The following is a 16,017-nucleotide window of genomic DNA, read 5'->3' on the forward strand; positions in this document are numbered from 1 at the left end:
CTCTTTTTTGTTTTTTATAATAAATGCTGAAATAACCCAGTTATATAGGATAGTGCCCTCACACTATATGTTTTAATCCAGCTTACCTTGCCTGGTTTTAAGTCAGGATTCTCCTCGTACGATTTGTCTCGTGCTACCTTCAAGCTATGCTTGAAATAGTGGTTCATTTCTGTTTTGAGCTTTTCGGTAAACTCTGGACTGTCAATTATAACCATGGACTCGGTATTTAAGAATGTCGACCGTGAATCCATATTAAAGGCACCAATCGCACTCACTTGATCGTCAAAGATAAATGTTTTGGCATGAATAGAGTCAGTCCCTTGGTATTCATAAACGTTCACATTCTTTGTTACCATTGCGTTAATATGTTTAATATGCCCTGAATAGGCCATAACATTGGCTGTTGATGCTAACGAGTTTGTTAACACTGTTATCTTGTCTGCAGGTACCTGCAAATCATTGAGATAAGGAAGCATCGGTTTTGTCGGAATAACATATGGGCTTTGAATAACTAACGAGTTTTTCGTCTTTTTCATGAGATTTGTTAAATCATACCATACCCAAGGCTCCTTATTAAATCTTTGGATCGGATTATGAATAAAGGTGATTTTTTTTGTAGGCAGAGACATACTCACCCAATCATAATAGTTATTGAATATTTTTTTATCTGTATTACGCAAATCATCGAGCTTCTGTTTTAATTGCTTGTCAGCCTCCTTGGCCTTGGTTTGTTGGCGTGATGACAGCTTGTTATAAGGAGGCTTTACAATAGGATTATTCCAAACCTCATCAAAATAGGATTCCATTTGCTTCAAAACACTGCCTTCGGCTGTTTCTGGCTCCGTATTAATGATTAGCACATCTCGGTCATTCGTCGGGTTTTTCTCACCCTCCTGAACAAAATAACGATTGCCGATATTTCTGCCGCCAATAACCGCATACTTATGATCAATAATCAGTAATTTATCATGAAACCGATTATTCCACGTCCACGGCTTCAACACATTTAATGGTTCGTAAAATTTCAGCTCCACATTTGGATGATTGATAAGCGCATATTGATCATCCTTTAAACTAAAGCGAAGACCATGAGAAAACCCATCCAAAAGAATTCTGACCTTAACCCCGCGGTCTGCCGCATCCAAGATCATCCCTAATATTAAATCGGTAATATAGCCCTTATGAATTGCATAATAAGCAACATCAATAGACTCTTGAGCATTTTCCATTAAATTGACACGGGCATAACCGGCAAAGGTTTTTTCCTCTAATAAAATCACCCGATCCTGTGACTCTTCCTTGCTATAAAATCTTTCTACTTTATGCTGTTCCTTATAGTCGTTACTAACCTGTGGGTGATTAAATTTAAAAATAACAATAGCGAATATAACGCTATACAATAAATAAAAAATAACAATTATCATAACCCATCTACTCACCTTTTTTATCGGAATTCTCTCCCTTCGTACCTGGAAAGCAATAATAATTGTTAATAGTTTGTTCAATACTGTTAAGAATATGAAAGGATGAGGTGAAAAAAGATTTGGGTTTGATTTTGCTAAACAAGCCATTTTATTTTGAAAGATTATCGAATAGTATGGTATGTTTTTGGGAATACAAGGGTTTTGGGATAAGGAGGACTGTTAAAAATGGAGGTTAAAGGAATTCGTAATTTTTCATTTATCCTAGCTATAATCTTCTTATTAATGGATGTAATCGCACTTGCAGCAAAGCTTGAAATTAGTAGAACTACACTTATCATGTCAATTGTATTAGGAATATTACTTTTCATAAATGGAATGCTGTATCGGAAAAAAGGCATACTTAAAAACGGAGACAGCACTTAGCAGGCTATCTTCCATGCGAGTGTGTTTATTTTGGCATTACAAAAAGGGTGATTAATGCAACCACCCAATAATTTGCTCTGCTTACCGAAGTATATTACTCGTTTATCACCTTCATCTGATCAAAAGGAAAAAACCCGAAGTGCTGCTTTACCGACAACATCCTCTTTTGAAATAACCCCGAACAGGCGGCTGTCATTGCTTTTAAGGCGGTTATCTCCCATCACATACAAGTATCCTTCCGGAACAGTTTCTTTTAAATCGGCAGTTAAATGGCTCTCTGCGAGAATCTCTTTATTTGCCTGCAAATACGGCTCATCATATTTTTTCCCGTTTACATATAAGGAATCGTCTTTGACTTCAATATTGTCTCCTGATAATCCAATGACTCTTTTGATATAGTAAGCACTTGAAACAGGAGAATGGAAAACAATCACATCAAAGCGGTCGATGCTGGTTATTTTGTTCACGAGAATGCGGTTATTGTTTTCTAATGTCGGCATCATTGCTTTTCCGTCGACGATGATCGGTGCATAAACAAACTGGCGACAAATGAAAACTAGTAAAAAGCAAAATACGATTGTTTTTGCCCATGAGTAAATCTCTTTTTTTGTTTGTTTGCTCATTTTTAAACCCAACCTTTATATTTATAAACTTTCTGCTAGTTTCGTTTCATTCTTTTTAATCATTAATCCATATGTAGGGCATGATACAGCCTCTTAATAATTTTAAAGCAGTAATAGTAATATAGGATTTCAAAAATGAAACAGACTCTTTCAAATATAAATAATTTACCAATAAATCAAAGGTTATAATAGTTTCAGAAGTATAAACAACGAATATATTTATCTTAACTTTTGCTTGGTTAATTAGGTGTTTCCTTCTATTTTACTAGATTACAAGCAGTTTCCCACTCCAACTTTTCCACTCCCCACATCGCACACCGGAAAAAATAAACAGGCATATTCCAAACCACTGGCACATAGCAATATTATTGGGCTTTCGTCGGGGAGATAAGCTCCATTTTTAAGGATTAGAATGTAAGCGTATTCTATTTTCGGTAGTCTTTAAAAAAGACAAGTATGGCACCAAAACGAACGGTCCAGGAAATAGACAAATGGGAAGGGGTTCAAGGATGAAGAAGCTTTTGTCTGCAATTTTAGCTGCTGTTTTATTATTTGCGTTGGCTGCCTGTTCGGGAGGCGGCGGTAGTGATGAGGATGATAAGGGCTATGTTGGTGTCAGCATGCCTACGAAATCGTCTGAGCGCTGGATTAGTGACGGTAAGTATATGAAGGAAGAGTTTGAGAAAAAGGGTTATAAAGTAGACCTTCAATATGCAGAGGATGTTGTGGAAAACCAGGTTTCTCAAATCGAGAACATGATTACAAAAGGTGTTAACGTCCTTGTTATTGCGGCAATTGACGGTGAGGCACTGACAAACGTGCTTGAAAAGGCAAATAAGCAGGACATTAAAGTAATTGCCTATGACCGTCTTATTAAAAAGAGTGAGTATGTCGATTATTACGCAACATTTGATAACTTCCAGGTTGGAGTGCTGCAAGGCAGCTATATTGAACAGAAGCTTGGCTTGAAGGATGGCGAAGGACCGTTTAATGTCGAGCTGTTCGGCGGATCACCGGATGATAATAATGCGTATTTCTTCTTTGATGGAGCAATGTCGGTGCTTCAGCCTTATATTGATTCAGGCAAATTAGTTGTGCAAAGCGAACAGACGAAGTTTGAGCAAGGCGCAACATTAAGATGGGATGGAGCGACAGCTCAAGCCCGTATGGATAACTTGTTGAGTGCTCATTATACGAAGGAAAATGTTGATGCGGTTCTGTCTCCATATGATGGTATTAGTATTGGGATTATCGCTTCCTTGAAAGGTGTTGGCTATGGAACAGCAGATAAGCCGCTGCCAGTCGTAACTGGACAGGACGCAGAATTAGCATCTGTTAAGTCCATCATTGCCGGCGAGCAAACGCAAACTGTTTTTAAGGATACACGAGAGCTTGCCAAGAAAGCAGTTGATATGTCAGAGGCTGTTTTGAACGGGGAAGAAGCAGAGGTTAATGATACAGAAACATATGACAACGGTGTGAAGGTTGTTCCTGCTTACCTATTACAGCCAGTGTCTGTTGATAAGGAAAACTACCAAGAGATTGTCATCGACAGCGGCTATTATGATGAATCTGAACTAGACAACTAACATAAAACGGCAGTTTCTCTTTTATTAAAGAGGAACTGCTGTAGATAAGAAAGGGGGCTGGCAGCATGGGGAATATTCTCGAAATGAAGAATATCACAAAGGAATTTCCAGGTGTTAAGGCACTCGATGATGTGAACCTGCAAGTCGCAGCAGGCGAAATTCACGCATTATGCGGTGAAAATGGTGCGGGAAAATCAACGCTGATGAAGGTGCTGAGCGGTGTGTATCCACACGGAACCTATTCAGGGGATATTCTCTTTCAGGACGAGGTCTGCATGTTCAAGGATATAAAGGGCAGTGAAAGCTTAGGGATTGTCATTATCCATCAGGAGCTTGCGCTTATACCAGAGCTGTCGATTGCAGAAAATATCTTCCTTGGCAATGAACAGGCTAAAGCTGGTGTTATCAACTGGAACGAAACAGTTGTGAAGGCAAGAGAGCTTTTGCAAAAGGTCGGCTTATCGGAAAATCCGAATACGCTTATATCCAAAATTGGTGTCGGCAAGCAGCAGCTTGTGGAAATCGCCAAAGCACTTTCCAAGGATGTGAAGCTGCTGATTTTGGACGAACCTACAGCAGCATTAAATGAAGAAGAAAGTGAAAACCTGTTAGAGCTGCTTCATTCCTTCAAAAAAGAAGGAATGACAAGCATCATGATTTCCCATAAATTGAACGAAGTCTCAAAAGTTGCCGACAGTATTACGATTATCCGTGATGGCAGAACAATCGAAACGCTGAAATGGGACGAAGTTTCGGAGGATAGAATCATTAAAGGCATGGTCGGCAGGGAGCTGACAAACCGTTATCCAGACAGAATCCCGCAAATCGGTGAAACGATATTGGAAGTGAAGGACTGGGAAGTGCTGCAAGGGGACAGAAAAGTGATCGACAATATCAGCATGCATATAAAAAGAGGCGAAATTGTCGGGATTGCTGGCGTAATGGGCTCAGGAAGAACGGAATTTGCGATGAGCGTGTTCGGACGATCCTATGGAACAAAAATATCTGGTCAGCTTTATAAGGATGGCAAGGAAATTTCGGTAAAGAATGTGCCGGAAGCAATCGAAAATGGACTTGCATACGTAACAGAGGACCGGAAAAACTATGGGCTTATTTTGATTGAGGATATTAAACGAAATATTTCCTTGCCGAACTTACGCAAGCTTTCCAAGTTCAGTGTGCTCAATGAACATGTCGAGGTGAAGGAGGCGGAGAACTATCGTCAGAAGATGAACATCAAAACACCGTCCATCCTGCAGAAGACAGGAAACTTGAGCGGCGGCAATCAGCAAAAGGTTGTGTTAAGCAAGTGGATTTACGCTGAACCGGATATTCTCATGCTTGATGAGCCGACAAGGGGAATCGACGTTGGAGCGAAGTATGAAATATACACCATTATAAATAAGCTCGCAGACGAAGGAAAAGGAATTCTCCTTATATCTTCGGAGATGCCAGAGCTTTTAGGAATGTGTGACCGAATTTACGTTATGAACGAGGGCAGCATCAAGGGAGAGCTGGCTGCGGCAGATGCGACACAGGAAAGCATCATGAAATTCATTACAAGCTAAGTCGTCTGTCTCAAAAAGGAAGGGGGAGTTAAGGTGAATACACCGTTGGAGGATTACCGCAATAAAGGCTCTATATTGTCATTGATTCAGAGCAATTTACGCCAATATGGAATGTTTACTGCATTAGTGCTGATTATGATTCTGTTTCAAGTGTTAACAGAGGGTATTCTTTTACGCCCGCTTAATATTACAAATCTAATTTTGCAGAACAGCTATATTCTCGTCCTTGCAATCGGCATGGTTCTCGTGATTATCACTGGTCATATCGATTTGTCAGTCGGCTCTGTCGCTGCATTTGTCGGCGCCATTTCCGGTATTTTAATCATTAACCATGATATGCCCGTTTTTTTGGCTGTTATTCTTTCCTTATTAGTGGGTGCTGTTATCGGGGCATGGCAAGGATTTTGGGTCGCATACGTCAAGATTCCCGCCTTTATCGTCACACTTGCCGGAATGCTGTTGTTCAGAGGCTTGACGATGCTTGTCTTAAAAGGAAAATCTGTTGCGCCGTATCCACAGTCCTTTCAGGATATTAGCTCAGGCTTTATCCCCGATATTTTTGGGGGCAGTACGCTGCATATGCTGACGATTGTGGCAGGCATTGTTTTTTCGATCATTTACTTGCTGATTGAAGCCCGCAATCGTAAAACCCAGCTTCGTTATGATTTTGAAGTGTCTTCCAAAGGGCTGTTCGTTACGAAGATAGCAGCCATTATCGTGCTGATTAATGTGTTCACATATGTTTTAGCAACATATGAAGGCATTCCAACCATTCTGCTTATCCTTATTGGGTTGATCATTATCTACAGCTTTGTTATGAAGAAAACCGTGATGGGCCGACATGTTTATGCAATCGGCGGCAATGAAAAGGCCGCAAGTCTTTCTGGCATCAAAACGAAAAAAGCAACCTTCTGGGTGTTTGTGAACATGGGCGTGCTTGCAGCGCTGTCAGGTTTGATTTTCGCCGCAAGACTTAATGCCGCAACACCAAAAGCAGGCAATCTGTTCGAGCTTGATGCCATTGCAGCCTGCTTTATCGGCGGCGCATCAGCATATGGCGGCATCGGAACAGTCGGCGGGGCGATTGTCGGCGGTCTCGTTATGGGTGTCATGAACAACGGCATGTCCATCATCGGCCTTGGCATCGACTGGCAGCAGGCTATAAAAGGACTTGTGCTACTGATAGCGGTTGCGTTTGATATTTATAATAAGAATAAATTAGCTTCATAAATCGCAAAAAACCAAGCTCGAGTGGGCTTGGTTTTTTAGTTTATTAGTCTTCAAATCAATTAATCTTCAATGTAACCAAAAAAGAGGGAAGACTACCTTCCCCCTCACTCAGGCAGCACTTCCTCATAAAGAATCCGAGCTGTAATATCCTGCTCATAATTGCCAAAGCTGCGCCCATAAAGGGTCAGTCCGCCGATTGTGCCTTCATCTGTTACCGCAAACTTCAGTTTAATGTCAGGGTGGTCCTGCAGACCAACATCCTCAATCGTAACATCTGATATTCGGCAGCCATCAATGAATGTGCCGTCCTTGTTGATGCGCAGCAGCTTCAGCAAGCCGTACTGGTTCAAGTGGGGCGGCCACCAGCTTGGATTGCAGGCTCCTTTTGTGTCACCGAAGTCTCCGGGTGATGTCCAAAAGCCAAGCTCGACATTGTTTAGGTAAAAGAAAATGTCAGAGGGCCAGTCATTATTGTAGAAGGGAGCCTCTGAGCTGATTTCGAATATAAATTGAATTTCTTTAAAGTGTTGATTTTTCTTTAAGTAATTAGGAATTCTGTATTCAAGGAAGCCTTTTTTCAGCCAAACGATGTCTGCGTGAATATGGTCAGGATCGGCGAAGTAGCGGGGATTGTCAAACTCACCGATAATGCTGTCCTTTGTCGCCAGACCACATGTCGGGTCTGCTGCATAATCGAAATAATGACCGACCTTTATCTCATACTCATAAAAATTCTCGACACCCTTATCCTGAAGCTCGATTGTCAGGACATCCTCATTTAAATAGCAGATTTTTTGAATGCCGTGCTTTCCACCTGCTGTTGAGATATCAATAAGACCGCTTTCCTCCAGTTTTTTAATATGCATAGTGACAGCACCGTTGGAAAGCTGCAGCTTTTGGGCGATATCATTTAAGTTTAGGCTGTTATTTCGTTGCAGCAATGTCAGGATTTCAAGGCGGATTTCTGAGCTAAGTGCTTTATATATATTTAAGCCAGAGCGGAGATCTTTTATATGTATCATGTAAACTACCTTCTTTCTTGACTTGAGAGTTTATGTCAGTTGCTTGGTTCGTTTTTGTTCATATCGAGAAAATGCCTTTAAGCTGGTCCACATCATGAAAAAGGCAGGCACACTTGCGCCAAATAGAATAATGCTTCCTGGAAAGGTAATCAGCACATAAACAATGATTAATAGTCCGCCAACCATTTTAGCGCAGGCAAGGGGCATTGCCAGTGTAAACAGCAGGGCGTTTTTAATGATATGAAGCCCTTTTAGCTCATAGTGAACATACATCGTAAAAAAGGTAAGAACACTGCAGGCATAAAGCAAGGCGATAAAAAGAACAGGAAAGTAGAGATATTGTAAGAAGGTAATTGTTGTATGCTGAAGTGCCAGCAAATCTGCATACAGGACAGCCCCGCCAAAAATGAGCAGCAGGCCGAGAAGATTGCTTTTCACAAATTCCTTTTTATAGACAGATAGAAAGGTAGAGAAAATCGGAAAGCTTGATTCACCAAGCAGCCATTTACGCATAACCGAAAACAGACTGACAGTCGCAGGGAAGAAACCGGCGACAGCGAGTCCCACAACGGAAAATAGCATCCATAATAGATGAACATATAAAAACCGCAAAATCCAATTAGAAACAGAATAAATAGAATCGACGAGCACAGCCTTCATAGGTGGTCCTCCTTTTGTTTTCTTTTAACAAAACCTAAAATAATAGAGGCTTTCTGTTTATGTGTATGTTAGGAACTCGCTAATAATATAAAAAATATCAAAAATCCTCCTTTCCTCCTTTGCAATTAGCGAGAAACTGTCTTTTTTGCTTGACCTAAAGGGAAACTCACAAAATATGTACAAAAAGATAATGACTTTTTACGCTTTAGAAAACCATTATCCTAGACGATTTACTCATTTATGAAAACGCATACATTTTTAAGAAGACAGGTTAATACTATTAACATGTGTAAAACATTTTACGTTTTTTTAAAATAAAGTGTTTTTTCAACAAGCTATAAGGAGGAAGAGGAATGAAAAAGGGTCTTTTAGGTATGCTGGCTATCATTCTAGTAAGCTCCATGTTTTTAGCAGGCTGTAATAAGGGCAGTTCGGATAAAGGCTATTCGAACGGCGGTAAAGGAACAAAGATTGAATTATGGACGTTCAATGAGCTCCATGAACAATATTATGAGCATATGGCAGAGAAGTGGAATGAGGAGAATCCTGATGACCAAATCAGCCTTAAAGCCACTACATATCCTTACGAGGATTTGCATAATAAGCTGCTTGTTGCGCTGCAGTCAGGCAAGGGAGCTCCGGATATTTCTGATGTGGAAATCTCGAAATTCGGCAACTTCTTAAAAGGAGAGCCACAGATTCTGCCGTTAGATGATGTGATTGAGCCGGAAAAGGAAAATATTGTACAATCACGCCTTGATATTTACGCAAAAGATGGCAAGACATATGGAATTGACTTCCACGTTGGTGCTGCAGTTATTTATTACAATAAAGAAATTATGGATAAAGCCGGCGTCAATCCAGATGACATTAAAACATGGGCTGACTATAAGGAAGCAGGCAAAACAGTTCTTGAGAAAACAGGCATTCCAATGACAACACTTGATATTGAAGACCAATGGTCGTTCTGGCCGCAGGTTGCTCAGCTTGAAGGCAAGGATGACCTATTGAAGGAAAATGGCGAGGTGAACCTGACAGATCCACGTATTGTTGAGGTGCTGCAATATGAGCAAGACCTTGTCAAAGAAGGCATTGCGATTCCGTCTCCAGGCAATGACCATCACTCAGAGGAATATTACGGCTTCATGAATAATGGCGGAGCAGCGTCTGTATGGATGCCAATGTGGTATATGGGCAGATTCACTGACTATATGCCTGATTTGAAAGGCAAAATCGTAATTAAACCAATGCCTGCTTGGTCTGAAGGTGCTCCTCGCTCTGCAGGGATGGGCGGAACAGGCACTGTTGTAACAAACCAATCTAAAGATCCAGATGTTGCGAAGAAATTCCTTGCCTATGCGAAGCTATCGAAGGAAGGAAATATTGAAATTTGGAAGCAGCTTGGCTTTGACCCAATTCGCTCTGATGTGTGGGATTTACCGGAAGTGAATGAGGAGAATAAATTCACGGAATATTTCGGTCCGAATATTTTCGAGACATTGCTTGAGGTGAAGGATGAAATCGAAGGTGTCAATATTGGCGAAAGAACGCCAGATGTCTCCAATGCTGTCAAGACGACGATTTTGTTCCAGACATTAGTGGAAATGAAGGATCCGAAGCAGGCGCTCGAGGAGGCAGCAAGTCAGATTAAATAACGATATCTCCAGGAGGCAAATTGCCTTTGCCTCCTGCCTATTAAGGGGGGATTTAATATGGAAGCAAGCAGCAGACAGGGTGTTAGGAAACAGAAGAAAAGAAGTCTTCTCTATTCGCAAAATGCAGCGCCTTACTTTTTTATCTTTCCATTCATCCTGTCTTTCCTGATCTTTTTTGCTTATCCAGTTGCTACAACGGTTATCATGAGCTTTCAGGAGGTACTGCCAGGACAAACGACCTTCATCGGTTTAGACAACTATAAGGAGTTATGGAACCCAACCTTCCTAACAGCGATTCGCAACAGCACTGTTTATACGCTTTTGACCTTAATTATCTTAATTCCAGTGCCGCTTGTGCTTGCTGTTTTCCTGAATTCAAAGCTGATGTTTGCGAAGAACTTCTTCCGCTCTGTAACCTTCATACCCGCACTGACATCTGTCGTTGTTGCCGGGATGATCTTCCGCTTAATCTTCGGCGGACAAGATGGGGCATTGCTGAACTCGATTTTAACGAACTTTGGCATGGAGCCAAAGGCATGGCTGAACCATGGCGGCACAAGCATGTTCGTGCTTGTTGTGCTGGCAACCTGGAAGTGGATGGGGATTAACATCCTGTATTTCCTCGCAGGACTGCAAAATATTCCGCGGGAGCTTTATGAGTCTGCCGAGGTGGACGGTGCCACGACTTCGAGGAAGTTCTACCATATAACACTGCCATTATTAAAACCAATCAGCATTTATGTTTTTACAATCAGCATTTACGGCGGCTTCTCGATGTTTGCTGAGAGCTATATGCTTTATGGCAGCAACAGATCGCCTAATAATATTGGACTGACGATTGTCGGTTATTTGTACCAAAAAGGGATTGAGCAGAATAATCTCGGCTTCGGCTCTGCTGTTGGGATTGCCTTGCTTGTCATCACCCTGATTATCACCTTGATCCAGCTGAAGTTCTTCGGCATGTTCAAAAAGGAGGAACAAGGATGAAACCGAAAAAAAAGTGGAAGCTGTCGTCCATCCTGCTTATCCTGCTGTTTGTAGTAATCGGCATTTTCGCCTTATTCCCGCTCTTTGCGATCACACTTGGCTCCTTGAAGCCATCAACGGAAATTATGAGGTACGGGCTGAATCTTAAGCTGCAGGCAGACCTTTTATCATTGGATAACTATTCTTATTTGTTCAACGGCGAAACAGATTATTTCATTTGGTATAAAAACAGCATCATCATTACGATTGCTTCTACTTTATCCTGCCTGCTTTTGACAAGCATGGTTGGCTATGGCCTTGCTGTTTATGACTTTAAGCTAAAGAATATTGTCTTTGGACTCGTTTTAATTGTGATGATGATTCCAGTCGAAATCATCATGCTTCCATTATATAAGCTGACAATGAGCCTTGGCTTAATGGACACATTAGTTGGCGCGTTTCTGCCGTTTGTCGTTGCGCCGATTCCCATTTTCTTTTTCCGACAGTACGCAAGCGGCCTGCCTCGTGATTTACTCGATGCGGCACGGGTCGATGGCTGTACAGAAATCGGCATTTTCTTCCGTGTGATGATGCCGTTAATGACACCGGCCTTTTCTTCGATGGCAATTCTGCAAGCACTTGGAAGCTGGAATAACTTCCTGTGGCCGTTGATTGTTTTACGGTCAAGCGAAAATTTAACATTGCCGATCGGGCTGTCGACATTGCTGACACCATACGGCAACAACTATGATGTGCTGATTGCTGGGTCTGTTATGGCAATATTCCCAGTGCTGCTTCTGTATATTTTCTTCCAGCGCTACTTTATTGAAGGCATGACTGCCGGCGGTGTGAAGGGATAACAACTAAAAACTAAAATAAAAACCATATGCGAAGGGAAGAAACATTCATGACGAAAAAAGCGAAGATGATTTTAGAAAAGGATTTTAAAATTGCTGAAATAGATAACCGAATTTATGGATCATTCATTGAGCATCTCGGCAGAGCTGTGTATGGCGGCATATATGAGCCAGGTCATCCGGATGCAGATGAACAGGGCTTTCGCAAGGACGTGACAAGCTTGATAAAAGAGCTTCAGGTTCCATTGATCCGCTATCCTGGCGGAAACTTCGTGTCAGGCTACAACTGGGAGGACGGAGTTGGTCCTGTTGAAGACAGACCGCGCCGCCTTGAGCTTGCTTGGCGGACGACAGAGCCGAATGTTGTTGGCACAAATGAGTTCATGGAGTGGGCGAAGCAGGCAGGGGCAGAGGTGAATATGGCAGTTAACCTCGGGACAAGAGGAATTGACGCAGCGCGGAATCTGGTTGAATACTGTAACCATGACAGCGGTTCTTACTATAGTGATTTGCGCATAAGTCACGGTTACCGTGAGCCGCATAAAATCAAAACATGGTGTTTAGGAAATGAGATGGATGGTCCGTGGCAAATCGGTCATAAGACAGCGGCTGAATATGGCCGGATTGCTCAGGAAGCGGCAAAGGCCATGAAATGGGTCGACCCTGATATTGAGCTCGTTGCCTGCGGTAGCTCGAATAGAAGCATGCCGACATTTGCAGAATGGGAAGCAACTGTTTTAGAGCATACGTATGACCATGTCGAGTATATTTCCTTGCATCAATATTACGGTAATCACAGCAATGATATCAGCAACTATTTAGCGCTGTCTTTAGAGATGGATGACTTCATATCGTCCGTTGTGTCGATCGCTGATTATATTAAAGCCAAAAAACGCAGCAAAAAGAAAATTCATTTGTCCTTTGACGAGTGGAATGTGTGGTACCACTCAAGAGAAGCAGATAAGCTGATTGAGCCGTGGACAGTCGCACCACCGCAGCTTGAGGATATTTATAATTTTGAGGATGCGCTGCTTGTCGGCTGTATGCTGATAACAATGCTCAAGCATGCTGACAGGGTGAAGATTGCATGTCTTGCACAGCTTGTGAATGTAATTGCGCCAATTATGACAGAGGAGAACGGTCCAGCCTGGAAGCAGACGATTTTCTATCCATATATGCATGCCTCCGTTTATGGCAGAGGTGTTGCCTTAAATCCGATTATTTCCAGTCCAAAATATGACAGCAAGGATTTCACAGATGTACCGACATTAGAATCAACTGCTGTCTATAATGAAGAAAACGAGGAGCTGACGATTTTTGCAGTCAACAGAGACCTTCAAGACAGCTTGCTGTTGGAGTGTGATATTCGCAACTTTGAAGGCTATAAAGTGATAGAGCATATCGTCCTCGAAAATGACGATATTAAGCAAACAAACTCAGCAAAAGCAGAAGCCGTTAAGCCACATACAAACGGTGACGCAAGTCTAAGGGACGGTGCGCTTTCAGCAATGCTGCCAAAGCTTTCCTGGAATGTTATCCGCCTGGCGAAATAAATTGGGAACAGCCATGCTCGTCCGAGCATGGCTGTTTATGTAGACAAAGACTTTATTAGTTTATTTTTGCAGCATCGGCCCCACCTACGCCAAATGCCAATGATAGCCACGCATGCTATCCACGCTACTTCCATCATAATGGACAAATATGAACAAAATACGTACTTAATGTAAAAACTATATGAATATTATCAGCCATTTCTCTTTGTACGATAGATGATATATTCAGCCTGGGCCAAAAGCGCAAGGAAAAAGATTGGAAAGGCGACAGCAACAAGCCTTCTGTGCCAGTCGAGATTGCGCTTAAGGAGAACACTCGAAAACAGCATTTGCATAAAACTAAACAAAAATTGCACGATCATTCAACTCCTTTTTTCTTAGTGTGCTAAGAAGTGAAGCTATGTATGCAAAAACAGCCCCTTTCATTAAAAAGAGGCTGGTAATAGTTTATTTTAAAGATTGCAGTGCTTGTTTGCATGATTGGAAAAAACGGATATTTAAATCATTGCCATTTGTATAATTGATTGTGTCTTGTGCCATTTTCACTTGGACACCGCTGATGATGAGCTCTGTTCCCATCAATGCGAGAATATCGTTAATCATTTTAAGACCATTATGTACGACCTCATCATATTTTAATAAGCCTTGCAAATCAATGATGAAATAATCTTCTTTAGAATTTCCTACATAAATCGCGATATCTTTAACAAGCTGATCAAACCGGTCCATTGATAGATCACCGATAAGTGGTAAAATGGATGTCTTTTCATTAATGGAAATGATAGGTGTAGAAAGATTGGCTATCTGCTCTAAATACTCGCTGATAAGCTGCTCAGATTCCTTTCTTTCTGTTATGTCCTTTTGTATTCCGACAAAAAACAGCTTATTGTCTTCTCCGATACGAATGGGTGAAAGCTCAAGTTCATTCCAGAACAATTGACCATCCTTACGATAATTGCGCAATTGCACAACAATATGCTTTTCCTCTTTAATAGCATTCCGCAGTGCTGTAACAGCACCTTGATTTCTGTCAGCGCCTTGAAGAAAGCGGCAGTTCTTGCCAAGAATGTCTATTGCTTTATAACCAGTCAATCGTTCGAAACCTTTGTTAACATAAATAATCGGGTTATCAGCGATACTCGGGTCTGTGATAACAATGCCTGTTCCGACCCTTTCCACTGCTTCCCTTATAAAGCTGTCCCTGAACATGTCAGAATAATGTTGTTGGATATCCGTTACCTCCTTCTGTTTTCTTCCCTATTCTATTATCCATTATAACAAAACGAAAAAGACATTGACCATAGTTGGCACTTAAACAAAAAATGGATATATGCAACTAATTTGTTACAATTGATACCATTATATTTAAAAATGATAAATTTTAGTAAAAACCCTTTGCTTTTATAAGGAAAAATGTTACCATAATTGTACGTTATTAAGAACATATTATTAAGCAAAAATTAAAGCTTACATATTATAATTTCTTTAATTAGACCAGACAGGAGAGGGTAAAATGAAACACGTAAGAAAAGCAATTATTCCAGCAGCTGGTTTAGGGACAAGATTCCTGCCTGCAACAAAGGCGATGCCAAAGGAAATGCTGCCGATTGTTGATAAGCCAACAATTCAGTATATCGTGGAGGAAGCAATTGCTTCCGGCATTGAGGACATCATCATCGTAACAGGAAAAGGAAAAAGAGCGATTGAAGATCATTTTGACTATGCTCATGAATTAGAGCAAAACCTGTTAGAGAAGAAGAAGTTTGACCTGTTAGAAAAGGTACAATACTCTTCAAATCTTGCTGATATCCATTATATCCGCCAAAAGGAGCCAAAAGGACTTGGCCATGCTGTTTGGTGTGCGAAAAGCTTTATTGGCAATGAGCCATTTGCTGTATTATTGGGCGACGATATCGTACAAAGTGATACACCTTGCTTGAAGCAGCTTATTGACCAATATGAAGAAACACTTTCACCTGTGATTGGAGTTCAAACGGTGCCTGACAGCGATACAGACCGTTACGGAATCGTTGATCCGATCCAGCAGGAAGGCAGACGCTATCAAGTTAAGAACTTCATTGAAAAGCCAAAGCGTGGAACTGCACCATCTAACCTGGCAATTATGGGCCGCTACGTACTTACACCAGAAATCTTCATGTTCCTTGAGAAGCAGCAAACAGGAGCAGGCGGTGAAATTCAGCTGACAGATGCAATCCAAGAGCTGAACCAAATTCAACGAGTATTTGCTTACGACTTCGCAGGCAGCCGCTACGATGTTGGTGAAAAGCTTGGCTTCGTAAAAACAACATTAGAATTCGCCCTGCAACAGGACGAAATGAAACAAGAACTGATCGATTACATGAAGCAGCTTATGGCAAAGCATGAGAATGCAGAAGTGAAAATCATCTAATCATAAAGAAAGAACAGGGCAGGCAGCTGTCCTGTTC

At 41.4% G+C, this 16,017-nt stretch carries 15 protein-coding genes; 9 read left to right on the forward strand and 6 right to left on the reverse strand.

Annotated features, from left to right (window positions below; all coding sequences use genetic code 11):
* Window positions 1-14 precede the first annotated feature (14 nt).
* Window positions 15-1,424, reverse strand: coding sequence for a phospholipase D-like domain-containing protein (locus CEQ21_RS14830; protein ID WP_185765185.1), 1,410 nt, complete (start codon window positions 1,422-1,424; stop codon window positions 15-17).
* Between the two features lie 225 nt (window positions 1,425-1,649).
* Between CEQ21_RS14830 and CEQ21_RS14835 the strand changes: the two genes are divergently transcribed.
* Window positions 1,650-1,847 carry a hypothetical protein gene (locus tag CEQ21_RS14835; RefSeq protein ID WP_185765186.1) on the forward strand — a complete coding sequence of 66 codons (198 nt, stop codon included), beginning with the start codon at window positions 1,650-1,652 and terminating at the stop codon, window positions 1,845-1,847.
* 119 nt (window positions 1,848-1,966) lie between these two features.
* Here CEQ21_RS14835 and lepB read toward each other — a convergent pair whose 3' ends face one another.
* The gene (lepB, locus tag CEQ21_RS14840; protein WP_185765187.1) at window positions 1,967-2,470 is read right to left on the reverse strand and encodes a signal peptidase I; all 504 of its coding nucleotides are present in this window, start codon (window positions 2,468-2,470) and stop codon (window positions 1,967-1,969) included.
* 509 nt (window positions 2,471-2,979) lie between these two features.
* Here lepB and chvE point away from each other — a divergent pair.
* The 3 genes from chvE to mmsB all read left to right on the forward strand — a co-directional run bounded on the left by chvE (window position 2,980) and on the right by mmsB (window position 6,857).
* Window positions 2,980-4,059 (forward strand): multiple monosaccharide ABC transporter substrate-binding protein, encoded by a 1,080-nt coding sequence (chvE, locus tag CEQ21_RS14845; protein ID WP_185765188.1) that lies wholly within the window; start codon window positions 2,980-2,982, stop codon window positions 4,057-4,059.
* A gap of 65 nt (window positions 4,060-4,124) precedes the next feature.
* Entirely contained in the window at window positions 4,125-5,627 is a 1,503-nt protein-coding gene (gene mmsA / locus CEQ21_RS14850; protein ID WP_185765189.1) for a multiple monosaccharide ABC transporter ATP-binding protein, read from the forward strand.
* Window positions 5,628-5,660: 33 nt separating this feature from the next.
* The gene (gene mmsB, locus CEQ21_RS14855; protein WP_268878989.1) at window positions 5,661-6,857 is read left to right on the forward strand and encodes a multiple monosaccharide ABC transporter permease; all 1,197 of its coding nucleotides are present in this window, start codon (window positions 5,661-5,663) and stop codon (window positions 6,855-6,857) included.
* Between the two features lie 104 nt (window positions 6,858-6,961).
* On the opposite strand, the gene CEQ21_RS14860 is transcribed toward mmsB, so the two are convergent.
* A complete protein-coding gene (locus tag CEQ21_RS14860) occupies window positions 6,962-7,879 on the reverse strand; it encodes an ArsR/SmtB family transcription factor (protein WP_185765190.1) in 918 nt (305 codons plus the stop codon).
* A gap of 30 nt (window positions 7,880-7,909) precedes the next feature.
* A complete protein-coding gene (locus CEQ21_RS14865; RefSeq protein ID WP_185765191.1) occupies window positions 7,910-8,539 on the reverse strand; it encodes a YesL family protein in 630 nt (209 codons plus the stop codon).
* 353 nt (window positions 8,540-8,892) lie between these two features.
* Between CEQ21_RS14865 and CEQ21_RS14870 the strand changes: the two genes are divergently transcribed.
* From CEQ21_RS14870 to CEQ21_RS14885, 4 genes are read left to right on the forward strand one after another with little or no spacing between them, the layout of a single operon-like run.
* Window positions 8,893-10,194 (forward strand): ABC transporter substrate-binding protein, encoded by a 1,302-nt coding sequence (locus CEQ21_RS14870; RefSeq protein WP_185765192.1) that lies wholly within the window; start codon window positions 8,893-8,895, stop codon window positions 10,192-10,194.
* 57 nt (window positions 10,195-10,251) lie between these two features.
* Window positions 10,252-11,181: a carbohydrate ABC transporter permease gene (locus tag CEQ21_RS14875; RefSeq protein WP_185765193.1), complete on the forward strand. Its 930-nt coding sequence runs from the start codon at window positions 10,252-10,254 to the stop codon at window positions 11,179-11,181.
* A complete protein-coding gene (locus CEQ21_RS14880) occupies window positions 11,178-12,020 on the forward strand; it encodes a carbohydrate ABC transporter permease (RefSeq protein WP_185765194.1) in 843 nt (280 codons plus the stop codon). The genes CEQ21_RS14875 and CEQ21_RS14880 overlap by 4 nt, the downstream gene beginning before the upstream one ends.
* Window positions 12,021-12,067: 47 nt before the next feature.
* Complete coding sequence (locus tag CEQ21_RS14885; protein WP_185765195.1) at window positions 12,068-13,570, forward strand: arabinosylfuranosidase ArfA; 1,503 nt, start codon at window positions 12,068-12,070, stop codon at window positions 13,568-13,570.
* Window positions 13,571-13,761: 191 nt separating this feature from the next.
* Here the strand turns inward: CEQ21_RS14885 and CEQ21_RS14890 are convergent, their stop codons facing one another.
* Complete coding sequence (locus tag CEQ21_RS14890; RefSeq protein ID WP_185765196.1) at window positions 13,762-13,926, reverse strand: hypothetical protein; 165 nt, start codon at window positions 13,924-13,926, stop codon at window positions 13,762-13,764.
* Window positions 13,927-14,017: 91 nt separating this feature from the next.
* Window positions 14,018-14,779: a YtvA family blue-light photoreceptor gene (locus CEQ21_RS14895; protein ID WP_268878990.1), complete on the reverse strand. Its 762-nt coding sequence runs from the start codon at window positions 14,777-14,779 to the stop codon at window positions 14,018-14,020.
* 304 nt (window positions 14,780-15,083) lie between these two features.
* Here CEQ21_RS14895 and galU point away from each other — a divergent pair, with 304 nt between their 5' ends.
* Window positions 15,084-15,980 (forward strand): UTP--glucose-1-phosphate uridylyltransferase GalU, encoded by an 897-nt coding sequence (gene galU, locus CEQ21_RS14900; RefSeq protein WP_185765197.1) that lies wholly within the window; start codon window positions 15,084-15,086, stop codon window positions 15,978-15,980.
* Window positions 15,981-16,017: the final 37 nt, after the last annotated feature.

The organism is Niallia circulans (assembly GCF_007273535.1).
Classification (GTDB): domain Bacteria; phylum Bacillota; class Bacilli; order Bacillales; family Cytobacillaceae; genus Niallia; species Niallia circulans_B.